Below are 26,702 nucleotides of genomic sequence, written 5' to 3' on the forward strand. Positions count from 1 at the left end.
CTCGCCCGAGTAGCCGTGAACTAGATGTACTTATTAGCACCGGAGAGCAGGTTTCTGTATCACTACTTGCTATGGCTATTATAAAACGTGGCCACTCTGCTGTGAGCCTATTAGCCGATCAAGTCAATATTTTAACCGATAACATGTTTGGTAAAGCTCGTATTGCAGAGGTTGCTGCTACGCGTTTGAAGCATGAGCTTGAGCATAATCGTATTGCTATTATTGCTGGGTTTCAGGGGCGTGATGTTGAGGGCAATATTACAACGCTTGGGCGCGGCGGTACCGATACATCGGCTGNAATAGCTGCGGCTATAAAAGCTGACGAATGCCAGATCTATACAGACGTTGACGGCGTATATACTACAGATCCTCGTGTTGAACCTAACGCGCGCAGAATGAGCCAAGTTACCTTTGCCGAAATGCTAGAACTGGCAAGTTTAGGGGCGAAAGTTTTGCATATTCGCTCAGTAGAAGCCGCAGGAAAACATAATGTGCCACTTAGGGTGCTTTCGAGCTTTAATCCCGATGAAGGTACATTAATAAGTTTTGAGGAGAACGATATGCCAAGCAAGGTTGTATCGGGGATTGCGTTTAATCGTGACGAATGTTTAATTAAGGTACAAGGTGTGCCAACGGGCACGCAATATCTTTCAAAAATATTGAAACTTTTTGCCGAAAATGGCATCGAAATAGATATGATTAATCAAGTTAATCATAACTTTGAAAAAATAGACTATGCTTTTACTGTGCACTCGAATGATTATCTGCAAGCACTTGAATTATTGAGTGAAGATCAAGCTCAGCTCAGTGCTCAAAATATAAGCGGATTGCAAGCGGTAGCTAAAGTTTCTGCTGTTGGCATGGGTATGAAATCACATTCTGGTGTCGCTAGTTTATTTTTTGATGCATTAGCGCAGGAAAATATTAATGTGGTTTTAGTCTCGACTTCAGAGATTAAAATTTCAGTTTTAATAGATGAAAAGTACTTAGAGTTGGCTGTTCGTGCATTACACAAGGCATTTTTAACAGAAAATGGATAGATTGCGAGTTTTTACTTACTTTTCAGTCTAATTTTCATTAGTATGTTTAAGCGGAATCTTATAATTTTTATTGGAACATGGGAGCAAGAGAATGCTAATACTAACTCGTAGAGTAGGTGAAACCCTAATGATTGGTGACGAAGTAACAGTTACTGTTCTAGGTGTTAAAGGAAATCAAGTTCGAATCGGTGTTAATGCACCAAAAGACGTATCAGTGCATCGTGAAGAGATTTACATGCGCATACAAGCTGAAAAGTCGAACCCTAATCCGGGCAATGCTTAATCAACACGTATACGTAGTTGAGTAATTAACTCAACTAGACTAAAAGCCACTCACTGAGTGGCTTTTTTGTTTATAAAAGCGAGTGTTTCAGGATTAAGTATTTGTTTTGATATGTACTGCATACCACTTTTATTTTTAATAATAATACCTTGCTGGGTGTCTATTACTTCGCTTATATTTTGCCATTCTAATTGATAGCTTTTGTAATGATTAGAAGATTTAATACCTTCTTCATCAAAGGTAAGTGTTACCTCAGAGCCTGATGCTCTGCTGAGCATTTGTCTGGTTACCCACCATGGTCTGCGATAGTAAAAAGCGACGCATTCGAGTACCGCTAACATGATCATAAACGATCCTAAGTAATGATCGTCTAAAACATAAATGCCAAATAGACCAAGCGCAACTAACAACACAAGTAAAAAGTATTTAGGTTTTGCACGCTTACTATAAGGGAGTGACTCATCAAAACACTCGTAAAAGTAGGGTTTATCTAATGTGTAGGTGGTTGTGAATGCCATTTTGCCTTGCTTTAAATATCGTTTTTTTTATTTTAACAAGCTAACTGCTAAATGAGCAGCTTTATAGTCAGTGATTTTATTACTGGCACAAAAAAACGGCTCGAAAGCCGTTTTTTTAGCGGTACAAGAAGAATTAACAGTTAGTTTCTTCAGCGTTCACGCCTTCTTTAACATTTTCACATGCATCTTCAACAGAGTTTTGCACATCAGTTACTGCTTCGTCGATACGTTCGCCAGCATCTTCTGCATGGTTGTCTTCACAACCCATCATGAAAAAACCTGCAAATACTGCGATTAGTGCTGCTTTTAAAGTTGTAGAGTTCATAGTGTAATTCCTTGTAAGTATTAATTAAATTTTAGTGTTTGTTAGTTGAATGCTTTATCTACCTGGGTGATTTACCACGTAGTGCACCTGAAACTAATGAAATCACTAAAAGTACTAAAAAGATAAAAAATATAATTTTTGCTATACCAGCTGCGGCACCTGCGATGCCACCAAAACCTAACACTGCAGCGATTAAAGCAATAACTAAAAATGTAATTGTCCAGCGTAACATTGTTTTCTCCTTGGTTATCAAATTTGCTCATAATAACTAATGCCAGTTATATGCCAAAGTTTATTTGGTATAAATATCAATTGGTTATGGTTTTTCGCTGTTGTTCTAGTTATTAGTTGGTTAGTAACTTTTACGCTTTGTTATGTAAGTTATTCACACTGTTGCAAATAACTGCTAAATGTTCACTAAATAAACTTATTTTGGTAAGACCAATTAACAATTGGTGTGTGGCTTTGCACTTTATATTAAGAATTAGTGTTTATTTTTACTTAGCTTGATAGTTAATTAACAAATTCCATATAACTATTAGCTATAGTCGTTATTTCTTGTATGTATTGTAGAGCGCGTGATTGCTGAGTTATAGCATGTAAATTAATTGAGTGTTATGTTGTTTATTGTTTAATTGGTTTTACCAATTTACAAGATGTAGACAAAGCGATTAGTTTTGTTATTATCCAGTGAATAAATATTTAATTAAATCGATTTTTTATTTTCGATATGGGTTTCAAGGGGAGAAAAATGGATATAGGTGCTCTACTCACAACGGCTGGTAACTTAATGCTTACTGGCATGGTTGGGGTGTTTGTATTTCTGTCGATATTAATTGGTGCAGTAACGCTTATGTCTAATTTGGTGACGCGCTTTAGCGAACCTGACGTGGCGACACCAGTTAAATCACCATCTTTTAAATCTCAAGGTGTGCCTAATGAGCACATCGCTGCTATTAGTGCTGCCATTGCTCAGTACAAATCAAATAATAAATAAGGGGCACACACATGGCTAAATTAAAACTAACAGAATTGGTATTACGCGATGCTCACCAATCATTATTAGCAACGCGTATGCGCCTAGACGATATGCTACCGATTGCTAGCAAATTAGACGATGCGGGTTATTGGTCTATTGAATCGTGGGGCGGTGCTACATTTGACTCGTGTATTCGTTATTTAGGCGAAGATCCTTGGGAGCGTATTCGTGCACTAAAAAAAGCGATGCCTAATACTAAACAGCAAATGCTATTACGCGGTCAAAACTTATTAGGTTACCGCCATTACGCTGATGACGTAGTTGAAAAATTTGTAGAACGTGCACATAAAAATGGCGTTGACGTATTTCGTATATTTGATGCAATGAACGATGTTCGCAATCTAGAAACAGCTATTAAAGCGGCTGTAAAAGTAGGCGCTCACGCTCAAGGTACTATTTCGTACACAGTTAGCCCAGTTCATACACTTGATATGTGGCTAACTCTTGCAAAGCAGCTTGAAGATATGGGTTGTCACTCAATTTGTATTAAAGATATGGCGGGTTTATTAAAGCCGTACGATGCTGAAAAACTAATTAAAGCACTTAAAGAAACTGTATCTATTCCAATTGCTATGCAGTGCCACGCTACAACAGGTTTAAGTACTGCTACTTACCAAAAAGCAATTGATGCTGGTATTGATATGCTCGATACCGCTATTTCATCAATGAGTATGACTTATGGACATTCTGCAACTGAAACTATTGTATCGATAGTTGAAGGGACTGAGCGTGATACTGGGCTTGATTTAAACCACCTAGAAGAAATTGCTGCTTACTTTAGAGATGTACGTAAAAAATATGCGGCATTTGAAGGTAGCTTAAAAGGGGTTGATGGGCGTATTTTACTAGCTCAAGTACCTGGTGGCATGCTTACAAACATGGAAAACCAACTTAAAGAGCAAGGCGCAGCCGATAAGCTTAATGAGGTTTTACTTGAGATCCCACGTGTACGTGAAGATCTTGGCTTTTTACCTTTAGTAACACCAACGTCGCAAATTGTTGGCACTCAAGCGGTACTTAATGTGCTAACGGGTGAGCGTTATAAAACCATTACTAAAGAAACTGCTGGCGTATTAAAAGGTGAATATGGCTTAACACCAGCACCAATGAATAAAGAGCTACAAGAGCGCGTGCTTGATGGAGCGGAAGTTATTACTTGTCGCCCTGCTGATAACATTGCACCTGAGCTTGCAACGCTTGAAGCTGAGTTATTAAAAGAAGCACAAGAGCAAGGTTTAACACTTGCTGATGATCAAATTGATGACGTATTAACTTATGCATTATTCCCACAAGTTGGTTTGAAGTTTATTAAAAACCGCAACAACCCAGATGCATTTGAGCCAGTACCTTCTGTTGAAGATAAAAGCAGTAAAGCACCTTCTAAATCAGTTTCAAATAGTAACAAAGTGAAGGCTGAGCAGTACAGTGTAAAAGTAGATGGTAAAGTTTATGACGTAGTCGTAGCGCAAGGTGGTGAACTTAAAGAAGTAACATTAAAAGACTCTGAGCACATTCCTCAATCTGCTTCGGTTGCATCAGGTGAAACACTTAACGCGCCTCTAGCCGGTAATATTTTTAAGATTAAGGTAAAAGCTGGGCAAGTTGTTAACGAAGGCGATGTAGTGATTATTATGGAAGCCATGAAAATGGAAACTGAAATACGCGCTACGCATACCGGAACAATTGCTGAAGTGTTAGTTAGTGAAGGCGATGCTGTAACTACCGGCGACGCTATGATTGCATTAGCTTAGGAGTAAATAGAGGATGGAAGGTATTTTAAACCTCTGGAATGCGACAGGCATTGCTAACTTTACAATCCCATCGTTAATAATGATTGCGGTAGGGTGTTTATTACTGTTTTTAGCGATAGCTAAAGGCTTTGAACCACTATTATTACTACCTATTGGTTTTGGTGCAATTTTAACAAATGTACCAGTGGCAGGTTTGTCAGACCCAGGTGGGCTTTTGTACTACGTTTATTATGTGGGTATTGATACGGGGATTTTTCCGCTGTTGATATTTATGGGAGTAGGGGCGCTGACCGACTTTAGCGCGCTTATTGCAAACCCACGTATGTTGTTATTAGGTGCGGCTGCACAGTTTGGTATTTTTGCTACATTGTTTGGCGCTATATTACTTAACTATGTGCCAGGTTTTGAATTTACTCTACAGGACGCATCGGCTATTGCCATTATAGGTGGTGCCGATGGGCCAACAGCAATATTTTTAGCATCAAAACTGGCACCTGATTTACTAGGCGCAATAGCAGTAGCTGCGTATTCATATATGGCACTTGTGCCAATTATTCAGCCGCCAATTATGCGTGCATTAACAACCCCAGAAGAACGTAAAATAAAAATGCCAGAGCTTCGCAAAGTATCTAAAAAGGAAAAGATTATTTTTCCTCTTATGGTGCTTAGTTTAACGGCTATGTTTTTACCGGCTGCTATACCGCTGGTAGGTATGTTTTGTTTAGGTAACTTAATGCGAGAGTCGGGTGTTGTTGATAGATTAAGTAACAGTGCTCAAAACGAAATCATTAATGTTACAACTATATTTTTAGGCTTAGCTGTTGGTTCAAAGCTTGCTGCAGATAAGTTTTTAACTGTTGAGACGATTGGTATTTTAGTGCTTGGCGCACTGGCTTTTGCAATTGGTACGGCATCTGGCGTATTTATGGCAAAAGGACTTAACCGAATATCTAAAACGCCTATAAATCCATTAATTGGGGCGGCAGGTGTATCGGCTGTGCCAATGGCGGCACGAGTAGTTAATAAAGTTGGCCTTGAAAGTAACCCACATAACTTTTTACTTATGCATGCAATGGGACCCAACGTAGCGGGTGTACTTGGTAGTGCAGTTGCTGCGGGTATTTTATTAGCACTTGTTGGCTAAAAATGTAATTTAAAATAGATTAACCATTAAGCGCAGTTTACTGCGCTTTTTTTTGTTCTTAATTTGTTCACCGCTAAATGGTTTCTTGTTCAGCACTTTTTGTTTACAGTAACAGCTCTTCAACATTTTAAGGATAGTTATCATGCTTCACACGCCTTTAGCAAAGCACTTGCCTCACGTTAGTAAACTTGTATTTGGATGTATGGGTCTTGGCGGCGGTTGGAATAAAGACGCAATCACTGATGCACATGTTAAGCAAGCTCATGAGTGTATAGATAACGCCATTGAAGGCGGTATTAATTTTTTTGACCATGCTGATATTTATACTTTTGGTAAAGCAGAGCAGGTTTTTGGTAAAGCATTAAGTGAGCGGCCAGAGCTTAGAGAGCACATGTATATTCAATCTAAGTGTGGGATTCGATTTGAAGATGACTTAGGGCCAAAGCGCTATGATTTTTCCCCAAAGTGGATTGAGCAATCAGTTGAAGCATCATTAAAACGATTAAATACAGACTATTTAGACGTACTTATGCTGCATCGCCCTGATCCACTCATGGAAGTTAACGAAATTGCTCGTATATTTAGTTGCTTAAAAGAAAGCGGTAAAGTGCGCAATTTTGCAGTATCGAATATGCAGCAGCACCAAATGAACTTTTTACAGCACGCACTTGATATGCCGATTGTGGCTAACCAAATTGAGGCTAGTTTACAAAAACATCAGTTTGTTGATGAAGGTGTATATGCCGGTAACAGTGACGGTAAAGATCTTAATTTTACACCAGGTAGTATTGAGTACTGTCGACATTTTGAAATCCAAATTCAAAGCTGGGGTAGTTTATGCCAAGGCTTGTACAGCGGTAGTGATTTATCAAACGCATCTCAGGCAGATATAAACACCAGTCTTTTAGTTAATAAGCTGGCTGCACTTTATGAAACCTCTGCTGAGGCAATTGTACTTGCATGGTTGCTTCGCCATCCCGCATCTATTCAGCCAATTATTGGAACAACTAATGCTAAACGGATTAAAGCCTCTTGTGATGCTGTAAACGTAGAGCTAACTCGTGAGCATTGGTATGCACTTTATGTAAGCGCTAAAGGCCACGAATTACCATAAGTAGGGCGTTAATATGAACATATTCGTTATTTTAATTGGTTTGTTTGTTGCGCTGGCGATACTTATACCCTTGCTTGAAAAGTATCAAAGTAAAATAGGGCTTGATGGCGCAACCAAATACAGTAAATATATTTGGCCATTAGTGATGGTGTCTTTAGTTATTCAGCTCATTTATGTACTGATGTACTAATGGTTTATAGCGTATACAAAAAAGCCTTTGCAGGTTAAACCTGCAAAGGCTTTTTTAATGTTTATTGATAAACTTTATTTAAGTGCTAACTGTAGCTCGCGATTGCGCTCAAGCTGGGCAATAAAGTTATCAGCAATAGGTTTAAACTTGGCAAGTTCTGAGCGAGGTAATGGCTCTGACTTAGGAAGTTTTACAGTTTTAGGATTACGGTGAACGCCATTTACTAAAAACTCATAGTGCAAATGTGCACCAGTAACACGACCTGTAGAACCTACAGTACCAATTTGTTGGCCCTGTTTAACTTTTTGGCCCGTTTTAACTAGCTTCTTATTTAGGTGTAAGTACTTAGTTACATATTGCGTGCCATGGCTAATAAATACGTAGTTACCGTTGTACTTGCTGTAACCGGCTTTAATTACTTTACCGTTACCAGATGCAACAACAGGTGTGCCAGTGCGTGCAGCAAAGTCGATACCACGGTGGGCTCTAACTTGCCCAGTAACAGGGTGTAAGCGGCGAGGATTAAAGCTCGAACTAATATATTTAAAGCTTACAGGCGCACGTAAAAATGCTTTTTTCATGCTACGCCCTTCAGGCGTATAAAAATTGCCGTCGGTATGGCGAATAGCTGCAAAGCGCTGACCTTGGTTTACAAATTCAGCTGCAATAATTTTACCAGTACCAATAAACTCGCCATCAACATAGTGAGACTCGTAAATTAAGCCAAATACATCGCCTTTACGAATGTCGTTTGCAAAATCAACATCCCAACCAAATATGTCAGCAAAGTTCATTATTTGGCGTTCGCTTAAACCTGCTGCAATTGCTGAAGTCCAAAAATTGTTAGATATTTCGCCGCCAGCGGTTTTGGTTAGCGTTTCAATTTCTTTGCTATCAATAGCTGTATCGTAATTACCTTCTTCGTTTAAGGTAACAAATAAAGTATCGGTTTTTGAAATCACATAGCGCAGTTGAGCTAAGGAGCCATCTTCAGCTGTCGCAAAACTAAGTATTTCACCTGGGTGAATTTTAGTCAGCTTGCGAGTCTCAGCATTAGTGTTAATTAGTTTATGAAGCGTTTGAGCCGAAAAACCAGCACGCTTAAAGATAATTGCTAAATTGTCGCCATTTTTAACTTTATGATCGACAAAGTCGTATTCTGGTAACTTTTCTGCTGCTTGCTCTGAATTTAACTCAGTTAATTTTTCGTTGTTATCAACTTTAACTTGTAACTCATAGCGCTTACCAATTTCTAGTGCATTTGCACTATTGTCTTTGGATGCAGTGGCTTTTTCAGAAGGAAGAAAGGCTAAGCCAACAATAGCAGAAACCAAACCTAGAATAAGCAATTTGTGTTTTTTGGGGAGCGTGTGAACCACGTGAACCATAACGTGCCTTTTTCTGCTGTCAAGATAATAAATACATAATATTGCAGGATATACTTAATAATGTACGAATACTAGTGTTTTGTAGATTTAAACTGACCTTAAACTACGCTAAAATCGGGCTTAGAAAGCCTTTTTTAACGCTCTACCTAGCTAAGACTCAATTGATTTAGTTTAGTTGCATGAATCACTTAAAAAGTTGTTTTAATTAGGTAGAAATTTGTTATGTTAGCTACATCTATTTATTCGGTTTAAACCTTTATTAAACCGTGACTACGCAAGTAACTAGTCGCCCCTTCGTCGGCAGAATTTTGGAGTAATACACAGTGGATTTACAAACCGCTCTAGCAGAGATAAAACGCGGTGCAGAAGAAATATTAATTGAAGACGAACTAGTTGAAAAACTAAAGTCGGGCAAGAAGCTAAAAATAAAAGCAGGCTTTGATCCTACAGCGCCTGATTTACACTTAGGACACACTGTACTAATTAATAAAATGAAAACCTTTCAGGATTTAGGTCATGAGGTTATTTTCTTAATTGGTGACTTTACTGGCATGATTGGTGACCCAACGGGGAAAAACGTAACGCGTAAACCACTTACTCGTGAAGACGTACTAGCCAATGCCGAAACATATAAAGAACAAGTATTCAAAATTCTAGATCCTGCTAAAACCACTGTTGCATTTAACTCTACTTGGATGGAAAAGTTAGGCGCTGCAGGCATGATTAAACTTGCTGCAAACCAAACCGTAGCACGTATGCTTGAACGTGATGACTTTAAAAAGCGTTATGGAAGCGGCCAACCAATTGCAATTCATGAGTTTTTATATCCACTGGTACAAGGTTGGGATTCGGTTGCACTAGAGTCAGATGTTGAACTAGGTGGTACTGATCAGCGCTTTAACTTGTTAATGGGCCGTGAGCTACAAAAAGTAGAAGGTCAAAAGCCGCAAACAGTATTAATGATGCCATTACTTGAAGGTACTGACGGCGTTCAAAAAATGTCTAAGTCGCTTGGTAACTACATTGGTATTACTGATGCACCTAACGATATGTTTGGTAAAATAATGTCAATTAGTGATGTGCTAATGTGGCGTTACTACGACTTATTAAGTGCGCTTTCTATTGAAGAAATTGCAGCTCAAAAAGAACGTGTTGATCAAGGTACGAATCCGCGCGATATTAAAATTGAACTAGCTAAAGAGCTAATTGCTCGTTTTCATAGTGAAGCTGATGCACAAGGTGCACATGATGATTTTATTCAGCGTTTTCAGAAAAAAGCGTTACCAGATGAAATCCCAGAGCTAACAATCACTATTGCAGAAGATACTATTTTAATTGCTAACTTGCTTAAAGAAGCAAATTTAGTATTAAGTACATCAGAAGCAATGCGTATGATTAAGCAAGGTGCAGTTAAACTTAACGGTGAAGATAAAATCACTGATACCAAACTTGAAATAGCAAAAGGCACAACGGCTATTTACCAAGTAGGTAAACGTAAGTTTGCAAATATTACTGTAGCTTAAGCACAGTTTAAAAACTAAAAAACCAGCCTCGGCTGGTTTTTTTTGTGCTCGTATTTTGAGCCCTTTAAATCAATTTTAATATTTCAATGCTGGCTATTACTAACAACCAAAATACACGGGCCTGATTTAACCTATTAATTATTACAGGTACATCCTCGGGTGTAGGTAGTCTATCAGTGCCAATACGCATTTTATTAAAGCGAGTACCTAAATAAACTGCAGGCCCGCCCAGCTGCACGCCAAGTGATGCAGAACATGTGCTTAAGAGCCAGCCTGTATTTGTTTGATAAAAATGCCTGCCATAATGCTTTATATAATGCATGCTTTGTTTGCTTGCTCGACTTGCTGCAATAGTTAAAGCGAGTAAGCGCATCGGAATGTATTCAATAATAAACAAGAGTGTTTTAAGCGGTTTTAAAAAGTAACTATTTGGGGGGATATCACTACGCCATGCTTGTTGTATTAAGGTAAGTAACCGATAGGCAAGGGCAGCAATAGGACCAAATGCTAAAAATATAAATATGACTACGAAATAGTATCGAGCAGTGCGCAGTATTAAGCTCTCAGTTAATGCTTTGATAATACCAGCAGATGAAAGCCTATTAACTTCACGGGCAAGCAGTGGCTTTAGTAATTCGCGCGCTGTGGATTTTTGATTTTGTTTAGTTAGCTTTGCAATGCGAAGTGCTTTTTTATCAATGCTCTTACTTTCTAAGCATAAGTATAAAATAAGGCCAGCGAGTAATTCAGGATAAAAAGCAAACTCGAGTAGCAACACTACAATAATGAGAATGACACTTAAAATAAGTGAGCTTGCGAGTATAGCTGCCAAATATTGATAGCTTTTAGGTTCTTTGCTTTTGTATATACGTTTGCCAATAGCACTAAAAACAGCATTTAACGCCGTATTAGGATGATACCAGCTAATAAGGGGAATAAAGCGCTCAGCAAGGAGCGCTAGTATAAAGGCAATAAAGTCCAAGTGATTTTGAACAATATTGCTAAGCATTTACAGAGATACTGCTGTAAGCTTTTCTAAAAGTGCAACAACCATTTTAGATGAGTTGATTGATGCTGTTTCTAGGTATTCTTCAAATGATTGTGGTGACTCTTTACCAGCAATATCAGACATTGAGCGAATTACAACAAATGGTGTGTTTAGCGTAAAACACGTTTGTGCAATTGAAGCGCCTTCCATTTCAACAGCAAGCATTGTAGGAAAATCACTACGTGCTTTATCAATGCGTATAGGGTCACACATAAATGTGTCACCAGTACAAATTAAGCCAACGAGTGTTTTAACATCACTGATTTGTTCGATAGTTTGCTGTGCTGCTTCAACTAATTTAGGGTGTGCTGCAAAGCCTGCCGGCATTTGTGGTACTTGGCCAATTTCGTAGCCAAAAGCAGTTACGTCTACATCGTGGTGACGTACTTCTGACGAAATTACTACATCGCCTACACTAAGAGAAGGATCGAATCCACCGGCTGAGCCTGTGTTAATTATGCAATCAGGTTTGAAGTTATCGATCAGTAAGGTAGTTGCAATAGTTGATGCGACTTTACCAATACCAGATTGAACAAGTGTCACCGTGTTACCAGCCAACTCGCCAGTATAAAAAGTGAAACCTGCTTTAGTTAAAATTTGTGGGTTTTGCATAGCTTCACGTAAAATTTTAACTTCTGGCTCCATTGCGCCAATAATACCAACATTCATAAAGTTTAATTCCTGAGTTTGAATCACTTGATTATACGTGAAGTTAGCAATAAAAAACAAAAAAGCGAGCTTGTTTATGAGCTCGCTTTAAATACTTTTTAGGAGAGTATTTAATTCGTTTTTTAAATTTCAGCTAACGCGGTGGTTTGCGCTTTAGCCTGAGAAGGTGAAAGTACCGCTGGCTTATGTGAGCGGTTACGAACAGGGCGCTGAGTTTGTGTTGCTGCAGGCTTACCAAGTTTAAACATAATTGCATCGCGTACTTCAGAAGGGCGGTAGCCCGATTTAACTTTCATACGAATATGTGGAATGCCCGCAGACTCTAGTGCACCGTTTACAAACCAGTCGCGTTGAGCTTTGTGGCCATCTTTGTTGGCATTGTTAACTAGGTCAACAGCAGCAATGATTGTTAGTTTTTCTTTATCGATTAATACAAAGTCGAGTTGCTTATTTTTAGCTTTAGCTAAAGCAGCACGTTTAGACTTTACTGAAAGGCCTTGCTTACAGTCAATAACGTCGATTAACTTAACGCGACTAACAATTTTATATTGATCGCCAACAGCACGCTCGAGAAGATTTAAAAAAGCGCCTTCAACCTGCGTAAAAACAGTTTGCTTGCGAGTAAAAGGATACGGGTTTCCGCCATCGTCATTAAATTTTGACGCAACAACAGAGGCCCCGACAACTAATACTAGGATTAATAATAAAGCGAATTCCATACGGTAACTCCATAACAACAAATTGACACTGCTCAAACAAAGCAATTTACGTGCCTAAAAAGTATGGGTTATAAAATAATTACCGACTGGTTTACAAGCAATAGCTACACAGCGATTAAGCTTTGTAGCCTCCTTTAATACCCTTTACTGCAATAGCTACAGCATCGTGTGCATGCAGTGACTCATAGTGGTTTATTTGCAGCCAATAATCACTGTAATGGTTTGCCTCTAGCAATGCTTTAATTTTACGCGCTGCATCTTCACAAAACATAAGGTTTTGACCATTCAAACGGGCAAATTCTTGCTCATCTTCACGTTTTACTGCTGCTTGTACTGGTGTTTTAAGCTCAGCTTCAAGAGTGTTAATTAGCGTAACTACGTCAAATTCTTGAATGTTGCTATCAAGCTTTACTTTTACGTTGGCAATAGAGCGCTGCGAGTGGGGAGTCGCTACAATACCTTGTGTAGTGCCTAGCCATTCGTGCACATCTTTTTGGCTTAAGGTTTCTTGGTTAAACTTTTCGTTAAACGCGTTTTGTATAAGCTGGCGCGCAAGTGCAGCAGAGCATGGGCACGTTGAAGAATAAGTAACATCTACGGTTAGCTCGTAGCTAATAACGTTATTTTCAATTGTACTGGTAAGTACAACTGGGTAGCTTTTCCAGCCCGCTTTGCCACTTAATAGTGACTTACGGCGTAGCGGTAATTCAAATTTAAATTCAATTTGTGCTTTATTGCTCAGCCCTTCGTGGCTAGTTATAAAGGTATCGAGTGCCTGCGCTATTGTTTGCGGATTGACTTGCTGCTCGGTTGAAAGCAGATCAAGTGCCAAAAATAGACGTGACATATGAATGCCTTTGGCATCTTCTTTATGTAAATTTACAAATGCACGCGCTTTGGCGTTTACTGTAACTGGAGATAAGTCTCGGGATTCAAAAATAAATGGCAGTTCTATTTCGCCCATGCCAACCCAGTCTAATTTACCTGTTTGTAAAGCGGGTGCAGTGTCTGCTATATCTGGCATATTGGTTTGCATGTGCGCTACTCGTATTTTGGGGATAATAAAGCGGGGCATTTTACACTAAATAATTTATTGCTGAAATGATGAGTTTAATAGATGAGCTAAATCAAACATGAAAAATTCTGTTTTTATCGCACAACGTGAGTAGTGGTAGGAGAAAAATGCTAAAATCTGGGAAAATGGTATGTTTATACATACGCATTGCCTTCTTTATATTAAGTACACAGCTAAGAGATAAAATTACGTATGACCGATTATTCTTTGAGCCCTTGGGCTCGGGTACTTTCCAGCTCAATAACGCGATTTGGTGAATTTAAAACCGCTGCTATTTGTTACACTTTATTTTTAACTGTATCTCTTATTTTATCGAGCATGTTTTATTATGTGGCGATAGGCGAATTACACCTTGTTGATATTTTAGCCGTGGTATTTTTTACGGCTGTAGTGTCTCCTTTAATAATAAGTGTGTTGCTTAATTCAATTCGACAACTAGATGCCTCATATGCTTATTTAGATAGCGCCACCAAGCAAGAAAAGCTTTTAAATCAAACCCTAAAAGATAACATTAACCGTCTAAACATCGAAATTGATGAGCGTAAAATGGCATTTCATGCCAAGCACCGCGCTATTGAAGAACTACGACGAGAAATTGCTGAGCGTAAAAAAACACAACAAGAACTTGCTCAACAAAGCATGCTGCAGCGCTCAATAGTTGATTCATCTCCTGATTTATTTTATTACCGCGATAACAATGGCGTGTTTGCTGGTTGTAATAAAATGTTTGAAGAAGTAATGGGCAAATCAAGTAGCGAACTAATTGGCAAAACGGTTGAGCAAATATTCCCTAGTCAGTTTTTATCTGAAGTTTTGAAAACCGATAAAGAAGTAGAGCAAAGCCATAAAGCACTAACCATTGATGTGGGTTATGAGGTAAATGGCGAAACGCGTTGGTTTGAGCTGCGTAAATTACCTTTTATAAATGATGAAGGTGATTACATTGGTCTACTGGGCTTTGGTCGTGATATCACAAGTCGTAAGGAGGCCGCTCAAGCGCTCGAAACGGCCTATAAAGACAAAGGTAAGTTTATTGCCACATTAAGCCATGAACTACGTACACCGCTCAATGGTATTGTTGGTTTAACACGAATGCTGCTTGATACTGACTTAAACAAACAGCAGCGTAGTTGGGGTAATACTATATTTTCGAGTGCTGAAACGCTTGGCAATATTTTTAACGATATTATTGATTTAGACAAAATAGATAGAGATCAGCTCGATATAGTGACCAACTCTATTAACGTATCAGACTTTATAAATGACGTTGTTAACTTTGCGGGCTTAATCGCGGAGCAAAAAGAGCTAGAGTTTGATATTAAGCGCAATGGGGTGCTGGATATTTACGCACAGCTCGACCCAACTCGCTTACGCCAAGTTGTTTGGAACTTAATTAATAATGCCGTTAAGTTTACACAGCAAGGAAAGGTAACACTTGAATGTAGCCGAGAAAACAGAGTTGAAGGCCCATGGTTAGTTATGAAAGTATCGGATACCGGCCAAGGTATTCCGCCAGAGCAGCTTGCTCATATATTTGATATGTATTACAAAGCGCCAGATTTAAAAGGGACTAACGCAATAGGTTCCGGTATTGGTTTGGCTGTAACTAAGGCACTTGTAAGTGCGATGAAAGGGATAATTACAGTAAATAGTACTGAGGGCGAAGGAAGTTGCTTTACAGTTCAAATACCGCTTAGTCTATGTGTAGCACCAACAGAGCAAAGTTATGTTGGTCGTGGTTTGTATATTTTACTAGTAGAAGATGTACCTCTTAACGCCGAAATTGCTACAAACTTATTAGAGCAACGCGGGCATGAGGTGTTGTGGGCTGAAACCGGTGAAGATGCACTCTCGTTTGTCGAAACTGAAGATGACTTAGATTTAGTATTACTTGATATGCAATTGCCTGATATAAATGGTGACGTAGTTGCCAAGCAAATACGCTCAGATAGTCACTTTGATAAATTACCTATCGTGGCACTTACGGCCAATGTTCGTAGTGCTGAGGAAGAGCTTGAAGGCATATCAATACAAGGGGCGCTTGCTAAACCAATTAACACGGTGAAGCTTGATAAAATGCTGGCTGATTTATTTGGAATTAAGCAAAGTGAATGCACAGAGCCGCTGTTAAAAGTAAGTGAAGAAGCCCTTAAAGGCATTGATGCACACTTATTAGATATGGAAACAATAGAAGACTTTGTCAATTCGATGGGCTTAGTTGTGTTTAGACGCAGTAGTCAGCTATTCGAAAAGCTAAGTCCACAATATCAGCAAGAGTTACTTACTTCATTAAATACTGGTGATAGAGAAGAGTATGAATCAGTAGCGCATAAACTCAAAGGTGCGGCTGGCTCAGTAGGTCTTAATGATGTGCAGCTTCATGCCAAAATAATGGAACATGGTGCGATTGATGAATCTAATGAGGTGTTAAAGCAGTGGTTAGATATTCTGGCAGATAAAATAAATGAAGGACAAAAAGCCCTTCATTTATTTTTACAGCAATTAGAGTGAAACTAATTAGCTCTAATTAAGCGTCAATTTTACCAATGAAACGGTAACCTTCACCATGGATGGTGCTGATTAACTCAGACGTTGAGTTATCACTTTCAAAATGCTTACGAATGCGACGAATAGTAACGTCAACAGTACGGTCATTTGCGCGAAGCTCACGGCCTGTCATGTGCTTAATTAATTGCTCACGGCTGAAAATGCGACCTGGAGAATCAAGCATTAAACGAAGTGCTCTGTACTCACCTTTAGGTAAACGCTTAGCGTCGCCATTTGGAGAAGTAAGACAACGGCTGTTTTCATCAAGTTCCCAACCATTAAACGTAATAACACCATTTGTTTCTAGTGCTGACTCTTCACCACCTAAGGCAGTACGAGTAATAAGGTTGCGAGCTCTGATAGTTAATTCACGCGGGTTGAACGGTTTAGTAACGTAGTCATCTGCGCCAATTTCAAGACCTAAAATACGGTCAACATCGTTATCACGACCAGTTAGGAATATAAGACCTACTTTACGCTTTTGGCGTAATTCACGGGCTAAAATAAGACCGTTTTTACCAGGAAGGTTGATATCCATAACTACAAGATTAACGTCATCGTTATTTGTAAGCTTGTCATGCATATCATCGCCATCAATGGCTTCAATAACTTTGTACCCTTCAGCTTCAAATAAACTAACTAGGTTCAGTCGAGTTACGTCTTCATCTTCTACGATTAGAATGACTGGCGTTTGCATTATTAATTAACCTTTTGGAATATATTATTTATAAAAAATCGGTGACTAATTTATAACCGATTACTAGAGATTATAGGATTATACCCATTTGTTAACAAGGAAAAAACAAATTGGATAAAAATAAAACAGTAGGGTGTCCAAAGTCTACTAAAAAAGGGCAGTGCAAAAACTACTGTTTAATTGATATATACATGGATGTAGCTATTTGAATCATAAAGTCGAAGCCATTTTCCTTTGATAATTGACATATCATTCAATTAAACAAGGTACTTAAAATAATCAGACTAATTCAAAGCAAAACTATATCACTTTTTAACCTTTTAACCTTTCATCAATGTATGTGATACAGCAAAGATAAAAAAGTTCATAAATCGCTTGGTAATATTTATTTAAAGCAATTAAATAATGTTACGCACTTATCACATGCCTCATTAATGAGGTCATTAAATGCTAATTCAAGGATAAATTTTAAATATATGCACTTTTTAATGATCTTTATTTAAGGAATAGTAATTATAAAGCGAGCACCGCGTTTTTCTTCAAGATCAAACATCACTCTTCCGCCAAGTGCTTGTGTTACTAGGTTATAAACTAAGTGCATGCCTAAGCCACTTGCGCCTTGCCCGCGCTTTGAAGTTACGAATGGGTCAAAAATTCTATTTTTAATGTTTTTGTCAACGCCCTGACCATTGTCAGAATAAACGATTGTTAATTTTTTCCCGACGAGTTCTACGTCAAAGCGAATTTCATTGTTTTCTTTACCTATAAATCCATGAATTACAGAGTTCATAAGTAACTGCTGAAAAACTTGTTGTAGAGGTTCAGACTTACTATGAATAGCCAAGTCGGTCGGACAGTTGATAGTTACAACAGGCTTTTTGGGCAATAATTCAGATTGAATCGATGTTAAAACATCACTTATTAATTTGTGCACATTAATATAGGTATTTACACCGTCATCTTGAATAACCGCTACTTTTTTAAAGTTAGATATAAGGTCAGCTGCACGATTTAAGTTGCGGTAAATTAAATCTAAGTTTTCAATACCTTCATCTATAAAGCGTTTTAGATGGCTTGAGGTAAGTTTTTTGTCATCAAAGCTTTGCTGTATGTCTGCTAGTTTATCTCTAAGTAACGTAGAACCGGTAATACCTAGCCCTATTGGTGTGTTAACTTCATGGGCAACACCTGCAACCATTTGCCCTAAAGATGCCATTTTTTCGTTTTCAACAATTTGTGTTTGGTATTGATGCATCCGCTCAAGAGTTGATAAAAGCTCTTGATTTGCCTCTCTAAGGGCGATTGTTCGTTGGTTTACTTTTTCTTCAAGGCTTAGGTTTAGTTGTTTGATTTCTTGCTTATCTTTTTCGTGGCGTTCAAGTTGTTTTTTTGTACGCGTAAGCATGATATTTAAACTATTTGAAAGAGCACTTATTTCTTTTACATCAGTTACTGGTGCGCGTGCATCGTAGTTATGATTTTTAGACACATCCTGCAATAACATGCTTAATTGCTCTATTGGCTTAGCTATACGTCGTTGAACTTTAATAGCAATAAAGTAAACAAGCGCCAGAATTAATAATGTTAATAACACGTCTATTAATATTTTTCTCTCAATATAAACCTCTAAACTCTCGAGGCTTCCTCGCATATACACATAACCTACTACTTGTTCGTTATCGTAAATAGGGCGGGTTAGCTCAATATGGTCACTCGTAATTCGTGGTGTTTTTAGCTCTTCTACACTGTCTATTCTCAGTGGCACAGGAGGTGTTTTTTTAGCATTAAAGCTAATAAAGAAAACAGGCTTTTGGGATGCTTTTTCTATTGAGTAAATATGTATGTTTTTTACAAGAGGGATCTTTTCAAATGACTTGAGGCGTTTTTCTTCTGTTTTACGATCATCTTCAATTACCGATTGCCCAGCATCAAAAGCTACAATTTCAGAAAGAATAACAAGCTTATTAACTATTAATTGCTTTTGTTCTTTCACGCTTAAATACGTAGAGATAGAAATAGATAACGATAAGCAAATAGCTGTAATAAGCATGATCAAATTAATGAGTGCTTTTCGAATGCTACTTTGATGAACTTTTTTAGGCATTATTTCATTATCGCCTGAGTTAATTTTAATTATTTAGAGTTTTAGTTTAGCAAAGACGTGGAAAAATGAAGGAAAAAAACTAAATTAATTCTTATATTTATTCGAAAGTTAGCTTGAGCACGTTTGTGCTCAATCATTTTACAAATTTAAATTAGCTGCTATATACAGCAAATTTATTGTTCTTAAATACAGTTTGATAGCTTTCAAACTGAGTTTCTAAAATAGGCGGGTACTTTAAAAAGCTGTTAGCAACAATATTTAGCTTCCCTAATTTAGTTAAATGCTGTTTTGCATTAGCTAAAAATGTTTCTGCTACTGTGTAGTCGGTTGCAATACCAGTATGAAAAGGTGGATTGCTAATAATTAAATCAAACTTGCCATTAATGCTTTTAAGGCCGTCACTTAATATAGCCTCACCATTGATGTTGTTAAGCTTTAGGGTTTGCTGTGTTGCATAAGTTGCCAGCGCACTTACATCACTACACACAAACTCAAGTGCTGGATTATGAAGCCCTAAAAAAGTTGCTATTAAACCTGCGCCACAACCAAAGTCGAGAACTTTGCCTTGCTTAATTGTCGGTGCGTTTTCCAGTAGAACTTTCGTTCCTATATCTAAGCTACCGTGATTAAACACTCCAGGAACACTAATAGCTGTAAATTCAGTGTCGGCAACATTAACAACAAACTTTTTATGGTAAGTCGTAATATCAAAGTGATGGTGCTTAGAAATTTCAGCAAATGAGTAAAGAACGCAGTGCTTAGCTGAATCAATCTTGTTACTAAACTCAGCTTTACCAGCTAATTGCTTTTCAATTGACTTAACACCACTTTTGTTTTCACCTACTACTAATAGTTCGGCATCATCAGTAATAGCAGACCGAATATTATCAAGTGCCATTAATAACTCTGGTTTTGATTTAGGGTAGTAAAGAATAACTAAATCGTAGTCGTTACCAGGTATTGTGTGGCTTACATGAACATCAACATCTTTGGTGTTCTTAGCAAACTCTCCGTTAGCATGGTTGTAGCTAAACGCAGTTACTTTGCTTTGCGGATTAAGTTTTTTAAGCTCTGTTAAAAAGCCATCTTGAACAAAGTTGACCACCAAGATAGATTTGCCCGTTAGTGCCTCGCTATTACGAAGTAACAGTAAACTTGGGTTGGTTAGTACGCTCATAAATGGCTTTGCCTTACAGTATATTTAGTTTTATAAAAGTAAAAGTGAGTAATTAAATTTAATTATTCTGTGCGCTCAAACATTAAATCCCACACGCCATGACCTAGGCGATGTCCGCGTTGCTCAAACTTAGTAAGCGGGCGCAAATCTGGACGAGGAACATAATCATTTGTTTCTGATTGGTTTTTAAAACCAGGAGCTACATTCATTACTTCGAGCATGTGCTCTGCGTAGTTTTCCCAGTCTGTTGCCATATGAAAAACGCCACCCATTTTAAGTTGGGCTCTTAGCTTTTCAACAAACTCAGTTTGTACAATACGGCGTTTGTGGTGACGCTTTTTATGCCAAGGGTCAGGGAAAAATAGTTGTAGTGTTGTTAAGCTTTCATTAGGTATGCAATCTGCAAGTACTTCAACTGCATCGTGTTCAAAAATACGTAAGTTGGTAATGCCTGCTTCATCGGCATCCATTAAACAAGCACCAACGCCTGGGCGGTGTACTTCAATACCGATAAAGTTTAGGTGAGGGGCATTTGTTGCCATTTCGACAAGCGACTTACCCATACCAAAACCAATTTCTACTACTACATCGTTGTTGTTGCCAAAAACTTCGCTTAAATCAAGCATACCGTTTTTATGCTCTAGGCCCATTGTTGGCCAGCATTTTTCGATTGCAGCGGCTTGGCCTTTGGTTAATCGACCTTCGCGTTTTACAAAACTGCGAATGGTGCGGATGTATTTACCTTCTTGCTTAGCTTGCTCAAGGTTAGTGTTGCTTGATTCACTCATATTATTGGCCTGACAAAAACAATGTGTTTAAAATTGGTTGCATATTATCCCTGACCGAGGCCGCAATCACAAGTATTAGCTGGTTTTACACCCCGTATAGCTTGATCTTTTTGTTAACTGCAATAGACTGAGCCGCCATTGGGCATCAGTAAAAGTTAAAAATGTTGGATTTAAATAAAGAACAGTCACACTGCTTTTCTAATCAAGTTGTTGATTGGTATCACCTTCATGGGCGTAAAACACTCCCGTGGCAGCTAGGTAAAACACCTTATAAAGTGTGGGTGTCTGAAGTAATGCTGCAGCAAACCCAAGTTATTACTGTTATTCCATACTTTGAAAAGTTTATGCAAAGCTTTCCAGATATTATCGCTTTAGCTGATGCGGATGAAGACTTAGTACTGCATCACTGGACCGGCTTAGGGTATTACGCTCGTGCGCGTAACCTACACAAAACAGCTAAAATAGTGCGTGACAAATACCAAGGTGAGTTTCCGAAAACACTTGAGGAAGTAATGGATTTACCTGGAATAGGGCGCTCTACTGCAGGGGCTGTTTTATCATTGTCGCTTGGACAGCATCACCCTATTTTAGATGGGAACGTGAAGCGAGTTTTAGCGCGCTATTTTATGATTGAGGGCTGGTACGGCGTTAAAAAAGTCGAAAACCAGCTTTGGCATTTATCAGAGCAGTTAACGCCTAAAGATAATGTTACTGAGTTTAATCAAGCTATGATGGATTTAGGGTCTAGCGTTTGCTCACGCAGCCGGTTTGATTGCGAGGCTTGCCCATTAAACTCAGGCTGTGGTGCTTTTAATGCAGGTAAAGTAAAAGAGTTTCCACATTCTAAACCTAAAAAAGCAGTTCCTAAAAAGAGTTGCCATCAGTTAATTATTCAGTGTGGTGATAAAGTGCTTATGGAAAAACGCCCTAACAGCGGTATTTGGGGCGGATTGTTTGGTTTTTTTGAATTTAATGAGTACGAAGAGCTTCAAATATTTTTAGCTCAGCAAGGCCTAGAGGCTAGTTTAGTAGAGCTTGAAGCGTTTATTCATGTGTTTTCACATTTTGAATTGAGGATTAACCCGCATGTGCTCAATGTTAAGAAAACTCCTGATGTGGTAAACGATAAGCAATTAATCTGGTATCCGCTTGATCAATCAATAGAGGTTGGCCTAGCAGCGCCAACTAAAAAGTTGGTTAAACAAATTACAGCAATAGTATAGAATAGCCCCATATTTAGCGTTAGAGAGAATCAATCATGGCACGTACAGTATTTTGTCAAAAGTTACAAAAAGAAGCCGAAGGGCTTGGCTTTCAGTTATACCCTGGTGAAATTGGTGAAAAGATTTTTAATAACATCTCTAAAGAAGCGTGGGCTCAGTGGCAACATAAACAAACAATGCTTATTAACGAAAAGCATTTAAATATGATGGACCCAGAACACCGCACATTTTTAGAAGAGCAAATGGTTGGCTTTTTGTTTGAAAATAAAGATGTAGAAATTGAAGGTTATCGACCGCCTGAAAAGTAATGTTTTAAACATAAAAAAAGGGCTATTAAGCCCTTTTTTTATGTTTATTTATTCATTTAACTCATCTTCTTGCTCAGATATTTTAATTTGTTCCTTTAAAAATTGAGCAGCTTTAGAGTATTCAATTTCCAGCTTATCTCTTAACTCTATTAATTCATCGGTTGTGAGTTCACCTTCTTTACATTTATCTTCAAATGCACTTGAAAGTTCTGCCACCGTTTGGGCACCAATTGTCTTGGAGATCGATTTTAATTGATGACACCCCTCAATAATCTCATTTAAATCGTTAACCATAACGCCGGAATTAATACTCTTAATTAAGCCTTGGCTTTGTTCTAAATACATTTTGAAAAAACGAATTTGCTTAGCGTCATCACCGTTTACATATTTGGCAACAGCTTCCATATCAATAGGTAGTGCCATAGTTTGATGAATAACTACATTTGGGTTTTGGCTTTGTTTATCGCTCCAACGTTTTAGAGTTTCTTCTAACGCGTTTAGCTCTATAGGTTTGGTAATGAAGTCGTTAATACCTACTGCTAAACAGCGCTCTTTTTCGCCTTTAAGTGCGTTTGCTGTTACTGCAATAATGTAAGGCTGTGCATCAATCGATTCTAATAACTCTGCTTCATTACGGATTTTTTCGACCATATCGTAACCCGACATTTTAGGCATGTGTAAGTCGGTTAAAATAAGTGAGTAATCACCTTTTCTCCACATATCTAGACCTTCTTCACCGTTGTTAGCTATTTCAACGCCAAAGCCCAGTATATGTAGTTGATCGGTGAGGACTTGTTGGTTTAGAAGGTTATCTTCAACAAGTAGAACCAATTTGTTTGAATTACGTGCCTGCTCAACATTTAAATAGTTATTAAGTGTTTTGGTTTTTTTAATTTGCTTAGGTGTATGTAACCCTGCAGCCACCAATATAGAAAGCATAAAGTTAGATTTACATAGAGGAGAGGCATTAATATAAAAAATGTTTTTATGATTTATAGCTGCTTCATCAAGCTTACTTAGTACAACAACTTGTTGGTTATAATCCTCTAATGAATAAAATAAACGTCTTAGCAGCGCATTAGTTTTATCCATATTGTCTATGCCATCAGCTACCCAAATAATATCTTGTGAATGCTGGTGCTCTTCAATTTCTTCTTCTGTGTGTGCATAAATTATTTTAGCGCCCATGAACGATAAATAACGGTACATTGTTTTTTCACGTTCTAGGTGATTACTAACTACAACAATTTGCTTACCATTTAATGCACCTTTATGTGCGTACTTAATTTTACCCGATGTGCTAAACGGCAGCTCTACTGTAAACTCACTGCCAATTCCGGTATGACTAGTTACATGAATAGTACCTAGCATAAGCTCAGTTAAGCTTTTACAAATAGAAAGACCTAAACCGGTGCCACCATATTCTCGGGTAATTGAGTTTTCGGCCTGAATAAATGGATTAAATATTTCGCGAAGTTGCGTCTGCGACATGCCTTTACCGTTATCAGTTACGCAAAAGCGTAAGGTAAAGTGATCAGTCGTATTATGAACCACCTCTACTGATATTTTTACATGGCCTTGGGTTTTTTCATCAGTGCTAGTGAATTTAATTGCGTTGCTACATAGGTTATAAAGCACCTGACGTACACGCACACTATCACCGGTAAGGTTGACTGGAATATCTGGTGCTATTGCTAGTTCTAAATCAAGCTCACGTTTTTTAGCAACTGATGAGAGCACTCGAGCAACTTCTTCAATGGTATCGGTTACCGAAAATGGGATCGGGTCAATATTTAGCTTTCCAGCCTCAATTTTAGAAAAATCTAAGATATCATCTAAAATGCTCAATAAAGAAAATGCTGATTCACGAATAATTGTACTTAAACGATGTTGAGCGCCATCAAGTTCGGTCTGGCGCAGTAAATCAATAGTGCCTATAACACCATTCATCGGTGTTCTTATTTCGTGGCTCATTGTGGCTAAAAAGGTCGTTTTGGTTTCGCTTGCTCGCTCTGCTTTTAATGTGGCTTGCTCAAGCGCTATAGTACGATTTTGCACTTCGGCTTCTAGGCCATTTTGTAATTTATAAAGCTCTTTTTGTGCGGCGTCATTCTCACTCATCGCAGTCTGTACTTTTTGTAGCAGTAAGTTAATGTTTTTTGCCACTACACCTAAACCAATATCAAGCTGCTCATCAACACTACTATTGTAATTAGCATTTTCGGTGATTGCCTGCAGCTCTTGTGTAAGAGTGTCAGTACTTTTTCGTAAGCGACTATTAATGTACATATTAAACATTAAAGTAAATATAAATAATGCAGCTACGCTTGCTATCGCAATAATGTAGGCAATAACTTGAGAGTTTTGAGCGCTTAAAGGAGCGGTTGGTAGGTTTTGCTTAATAATAAGCTCGCCAATAGGTTGATCGTTTAACAGCAGTAAGTGGTGTAGGATGCCTTCTTCTACTAGATGCTTTTCAGTTTTAATTGAAGCGATAGCAGGTTTACTGCTGCTATATACCAACTGAGTATCTGATGTAGCATTGAAGCGATATAGAGTATATTCAAAGTCATCATCTAATAACGACGTTAAATCAAGTAACTGCCTTACTTTACCTTGACCATACATAGTTAATGCATCAACCATAGGTAAGTCTAATCTATCGGCAAGCGTTACAATATTAACAGATGATGCAGGTTGGGCTGTCTTAACTTCAGTTTGTGAATAAAATGAGTGGGCAATAATAGCAAGCGCTGTTACTGCAATATTTATGATTAAAAAAAGAGGTAATAAGCCTTTGACTGGCGATGAAAATTTACTCTGCATTGATTGTTTCCAATTGATGTGATTTTACTACGATAAGTCCCTATCGTACGTATCTAAGCTAATCGTAACATTTACAAAAAATAATTCACTACGGTTTTAGTCTGATTTATTTATATTTATAGTTCGATTTGTGGTAAAAATGAACGTTATTAATAAAAAATACACTGAGTTGTCTGAAAACCGTTCAAACAGTTATAAAGAATAAAAAAAAAGTTGACTTGTAAGGGCAAAACTCGTTTAATACGCCGCACGCCCAGATAGCTCAGTCGGTAGAGATGAGTGGGAATTGCATTAAAAATACTTTAAGATTTTTAATTAGCACTGTTTAAGTGCCTCGATAGCTCAGTTGGTAGAGCAGAGGATTGAAAATCCTCGTGTCCCTGGTTCGATTCCGGGTCGAGGCACCATTTATTAAAGTAGTGGTGTTTAATCAACAGTTTAAACATTATTACGCGTGCCTTAGCACACAGTTTTGTGTGCCGACTTAGCTCAGCTGGTAGAGCAACTGACTTGTAATCAGTAGGTCAACCGTTCGACTCGGTTAGTCGGCACCATTTATATAAAGTTAATTGTAAAGTATAACAATTAATTAGCACAGTTTATGTGCCTCGATAGCTCAGTCGGTAGAGCAGAGGATTGAAAATCCTCGTGTCCGTGGTTCGATTCCGCGTCGAGGCACCATTTACTTTAAGTTCTCAATCTTTAAAATTGAACGTGCCTTAGCACACAGCTTTGTGTGCCGACTTAGCTCAGCTGGTAGAGCAACTGACTTGTAATCAGTAGGTCAACCGTTCGACTCGGTTAGTCGGCACCATTTATTTAAAGTAGTTTGAAAAGAAAAACTGTAATCAGTAGTCTGTTCAAATTACCCGTCGACTCGGTTAGTCGGCACCATTTATTAAGTTAAAGGTTAATTTCGTTAATCTGTAACTAGCACAGTTTATGTGCCTCGATAGCTCAGTCGGTAGAGCAGAGGATTGAAAATCCTCGTGTCCGTGGTTCGATTCCGCGTCGAGGCACCATTTATTGAAAAGCCTTGCTTATGCAAGGTTTTTTTTATTTTAAGTGCTTTATAAAAGTTCTCAATCTTTAAAATTGAACGTGCCTTAGCACACAGTTTTGTGTGCCGACTTAGCTCAGCTGGTAGAGCAACTGACTTGTAATCAGTAGGTCAACCGTTCGACTCGGTTAGTCGGCACCATTTAT

Annotated in this window: 24 protein-coding genes and 6 tRNA genes; 17 read left to right on the forward strand and 13 right to left on the reverse strand. The window is 38.2% G+C overall.

What is annotated here, in order from left to right; all coding sequences use genetic code 11:
* Both L652_RS0122690 and csrA read left to right on the forward strand, forming a co-directional pair.
* The coding region (locus tag L652_RS0122690; RefSeq protein ID WP_024603664.1) for an aspartate kinase at positions 1-1,040 on the forward strand (1,040 nt) is incomplete at its 5' end.
* A 91-nt stretch (positions 1,041-1,131) separates the two neighbouring features.
* Entirely contained in the window at positions 1,132-1,323 is a 192-nt protein-coding gene (gene csrA / locus L652_RS0122695; protein WP_004587515.1) for a carbon storage regulator CsrA, read from the forward strand.
* A 50-nt stretch (positions 1,324-1,373) separates the two neighbouring features.
* Here the strand turns inward: csrA and L652_RS0122700 are convergent, their stop codons facing one another.
* From L652_RS0122700 to L652_RS1000000124705, 3 genes are all read right to left on the reverse strand, one after another.
* Positions 1,374-1,841 carry a YcxB family protein gene (locus tag L652_RS0122700; protein WP_024597681.1) on the reverse strand — a complete coding sequence of 156 codons (468 nt, stop codon included), beginning with the start codon at positions 1,839-1,841 and terminating at the stop codon, positions 1,374-1,376.
* Positions 1,842-1,974: 133 nt separating this feature from the next.
* Positions 1,975-2,166 (reverse strand): hypothetical protein, encoded by a 192-nt coding sequence (locus L652_RS0122705; RefSeq protein WP_002961938.1) that lies wholly within the window; start codon positions 2,164-2,166, stop codon positions 1,975-1,977.
* A gap of 58 nt (positions 2,167-2,224) precedes the next feature.
* Entirely contained in the window at positions 2,225-2,398 is a 174-nt protein-coding gene (locus L652_RS1000000124705) for a DUF1328 family protein (protein ID WP_002961939.1), read from the reverse strand.
* 519 nt (positions 2,399-2,917) lie between these two features.
* Between L652_RS1000000124705 and L652_RS0122715 the strand changes: the two genes are divergently transcribed.
* The 5 genes from L652_RS0122715 to L652_RS1000000125165 all read left to right on the forward strand — a co-directional run bounded on the left by L652_RS0122715 (position 2,918) and on the right by L652_RS1000000125165 (position 7,404).
* Entirely contained in the window at positions 2,918-3,163 is a 246-nt protein-coding gene (locus L652_RS0122715; RefSeq protein WP_002961940.1) for an OadG family transporter subunit, read from the forward strand.
* Between the two features lie 11 nt (positions 3,164-3,174).
* On the forward strand, positions 3,175-4,956 hold the full coding sequence (gene oadA, locus L652_RS0122720) for a sodium-extruding oxaloacetate decarboxylase subunit alpha (RefSeq protein ID WP_024597682.1): 1,782 nt from the start codon (positions 3,175-3,177) through the stop codon (positions 4,954-4,956).
* Between the two features lie 13 nt (positions 4,957-4,969).
* Positions 4,970-6,100 carry a sodium ion-translocating decarboxylase subunit beta gene (locus L652_RS0122725; protein WP_002961942.1) on the forward strand — a complete coding sequence of 377 codons (1,131 nt, stop codon included), beginning with the start codon at positions 4,970-4,972 and terminating at the stop codon, positions 6,098-6,100.
* A 142-nt stretch (positions 6,101-6,242) separates the two neighbouring features.
* A complete protein-coding gene (locus L652_RS0122735) occupies positions 6,243-7,214 on the forward strand; it encodes an aldo/keto reductase (RefSeq protein WP_024597683.1) in 972 nt (323 codons plus the stop codon).
* A gap of 13 nt (positions 7,215-7,227) precedes the next feature.
* The gene (locus L652_RS1000000125165; RefSeq protein ID WP_164487640.1) at positions 7,228-7,404 is read left to right on the forward strand and encodes a hypothetical protein; all 177 of its coding nucleotides are present in this window, start codon (positions 7,228-7,230) and stop codon (positions 7,402-7,404) included.
* Between the two features lie 74 nt (positions 7,405-7,478).
* On the opposite strand, the gene L652_RS0122745 is transcribed toward L652_RS1000000125165, so the two are convergent.
* On the reverse strand, positions 7,479-8,792 hold the full coding sequence (locus L652_RS0122745; protein ID WP_024597684.1) for a peptidoglycan DD-metalloendopeptidase family protein: 1,314 nt from the start codon (positions 8,790-8,792) through the stop codon (positions 7,479-7,481).
* Positions 8,793-9,115: 323 nt separating this feature from the next.
* Between L652_RS0122745 and tyrS the strand changes: the two genes are divergently transcribed.
* The gene (tyrS, locus tag L652_RS0122750) at positions 9,116-10,315 is read left to right on the forward strand and encodes a tyrosine--tRNA ligase (protein ID WP_024597685.1); all 1,200 of its coding nucleotides are present in this window, start codon (positions 9,116-9,118) and stop codon (positions 10,313-10,315) included.
* Positions 10,316-10,379: 64 nt separating this feature from the next.
* On the opposite strand, the gene ampE is transcribed toward tyrS, so the two are convergent.
* From ampE to folE2, 4 genes are all read right to left on the reverse strand, one after another.
* The gene (gene ampE, locus L652_RS0122755) at positions 10,380-11,324 is read right to left on the reverse strand and encodes a regulatory signaling modulator protein AmpE (RefSeq protein WP_024597686.1); all 945 of its coding nucleotides are present in this window, start codon (positions 11,322-11,324) and stop codon (positions 10,380-10,382) included.
* Entirely contained in the window at positions 11,325-12,032 is a 708-nt protein-coding gene (mtnN, locus tag L652_RS0122760; RefSeq protein ID WP_024597687.1) for a 5'-methylthioadenosine/S-adenosylhomocysteine nucleosidase, read from the reverse strand.
* Positions 12,033-12,154: 122 nt separating this feature from the next.
* Positions 12,155-12,751, reverse strand: a complete 597-nt coding sequence (locus L652_RS0122765; RefSeq protein ID WP_002962552.1) for a DUF2726 domain-containing protein — start codon at positions 12,749-12,751, stop codon at positions 12,155-12,157.
* 115 nt (positions 12,752-12,866) lie between these two features.
* Positions 12,867-13,787, reverse strand: a complete 921-nt coding sequence (gene folE2 / locus L652_RS0122770) for a GTP cyclohydrolase FolE2 (protein ID WP_024597688.1) — start codon at positions 13,785-13,787, stop codon at positions 12,867-12,869.
* Positions 13,788-14,018: 231 nt separating this feature from the next.
* Here folE2 and arcB point away from each other — a divergent pair, with 231 nt between their 5' ends.
* The gene (gene arcB, locus L652_RS0122775; RefSeq protein WP_024597689.1) at positions 14,019-16,337 is read left to right on the forward strand and encodes an aerobic respiration two-component sensor histidine kinase ArcB; all 2,319 of its coding nucleotides are present in this window, start codon (positions 14,019-14,021) and stop codon (positions 16,335-16,337) included.
* A 16-nt stretch (positions 16,338-16,353) separates the two neighbouring features.
* Here arcB and arcA read toward each other — a convergent pair whose 3' ends face one another.
* From arcA to trmB, 4 genes are all read right to left on the reverse strand, one after another.
* Positions 16,354-17,070, reverse strand: coding sequence for a two-component system response regulator ArcA (gene arcA, locus L652_RS0122780; protein ID WP_002962549.1), 717 nt, complete (start codon positions 17,068-17,070; stop codon positions 16,354-16,356).
* Between the two features lie 499 nt (positions 17,071-17,569).
* A complete protein-coding gene (locus tag L652_RS0122785) occupies positions 17,570-19,174 on the reverse strand; it encodes a HAMP domain-containing sensor histidine kinase (RefSeq protein ID WP_024597690.1) in 1,605 nt (534 codons plus the stop codon).
* Positions 19,175-19,325: 151 nt separating this feature from the next.
* Entirely contained in the window at positions 19,326-20,351 is a 1,026-nt protein-coding gene (locus L652_RS0122790; protein WP_024597691.1) for a methyltransferase, read from the reverse strand.
* A gap of 62 nt (positions 20,352-20,413) precedes the next feature.
* Positions 20,414-21,139, reverse strand: coding sequence for a tRNA (guanosine(46)-N7)-methyltransferase TrmB (gene trmB, locus L652_RS0122795; protein ID WP_007582957.1), 726 nt, complete (start codon positions 21,137-21,139; stop codon positions 20,414-20,416).
* 161 nt (positions 21,140-21,300) lie between these two features.
* Between trmB and mutY the strand changes: the two genes are divergently transcribed.
* A complete protein-coding gene (mutY, locus tag L652_RS0122800; protein ID WP_024597692.1) occupies positions 21,301-22,362 on the forward strand; it encodes an A/G-specific adenine glycosylase in 1,062 nt (353 codons plus the stop codon).
* A 35-nt stretch (positions 22,363-22,397) separates the two neighbouring features.
* Positions 22,398-22,670, forward strand: coding sequence for an oxidative damage protection protein (locus L652_RS0122805; RefSeq protein WP_002962543.1), 273 nt, complete (start codon positions 22,398-22,400; stop codon positions 22,668-22,670).
* A gap of 48 nt (positions 22,671-22,718) precedes the next feature.
* On the opposite strand, the gene L652_RS0122810 is transcribed toward L652_RS0122805, so the two are convergent.
* A complete protein-coding gene (locus tag L652_RS0122810) occupies positions 22,719-25,496 on the reverse strand; it encodes an ATP-binding protein (protein ID WP_024597693.1) in 2,778 nt (925 codons plus the stop codon).
* A 331-nt stretch (positions 25,497-25,827) separates the two neighbouring features.
* Here L652_RS0122810 and L652_RS0122815 point away from each other — a divergent pair.
* The 6 genes from L652_RS0122815 to L652_RS0122840 all read left to right on the forward strand — a co-directional run bounded on the left by L652_RS0122815 (position 25,828) and on the right by L652_RS0122840 (position 26,697).
* Positions 25,828-25,903 (forward strand) — tRNA-Phe (locus tag L652_RS0122815).
* Positions 25,904-25,974: 71 nt separating this feature from the next.
* A tRNA-Thr gene (locus L652_RS0122820) sits at positions 25,975-26,050 on the forward strand.
* 51 nt (positions 26,051-26,101) lie between these two features.
* Positions 26,102-26,177 (forward strand) — tRNA-Phe (locus L652_RS0122825).
* Between the two features lie 57 nt (positions 26,178-26,234).
* A tRNA-Thr gene (locus L652_RS0122830) sits at positions 26,235-26,310 on the forward strand.
* A gap of 132 nt (positions 26,311-26,442) precedes the next feature.
* A tRNA-Phe gene (locus L652_RS0122835) sits at positions 26,443-26,518 on the forward strand.
* Between the two features lie 103 nt (positions 26,519-26,621).
* Positions 26,622-26,697, forward strand: a tRNA-Thr gene (locus L652_RS0122840).
* Positions 26,698-26,702 lie beyond the last annotated feature (5 nt).

Origin of the sequence: Pseudoalteromonas sp. TB25, from assembly GCF_000497995.1 — a bacterium.
GTDB classification, from domain to species: Bacteria; Pseudomonadota; Gammaproteobacteria; order Enterobacterales; family Alteromonadaceae; genus Pseudoalteromonas; species Pseudoalteromonas distincta.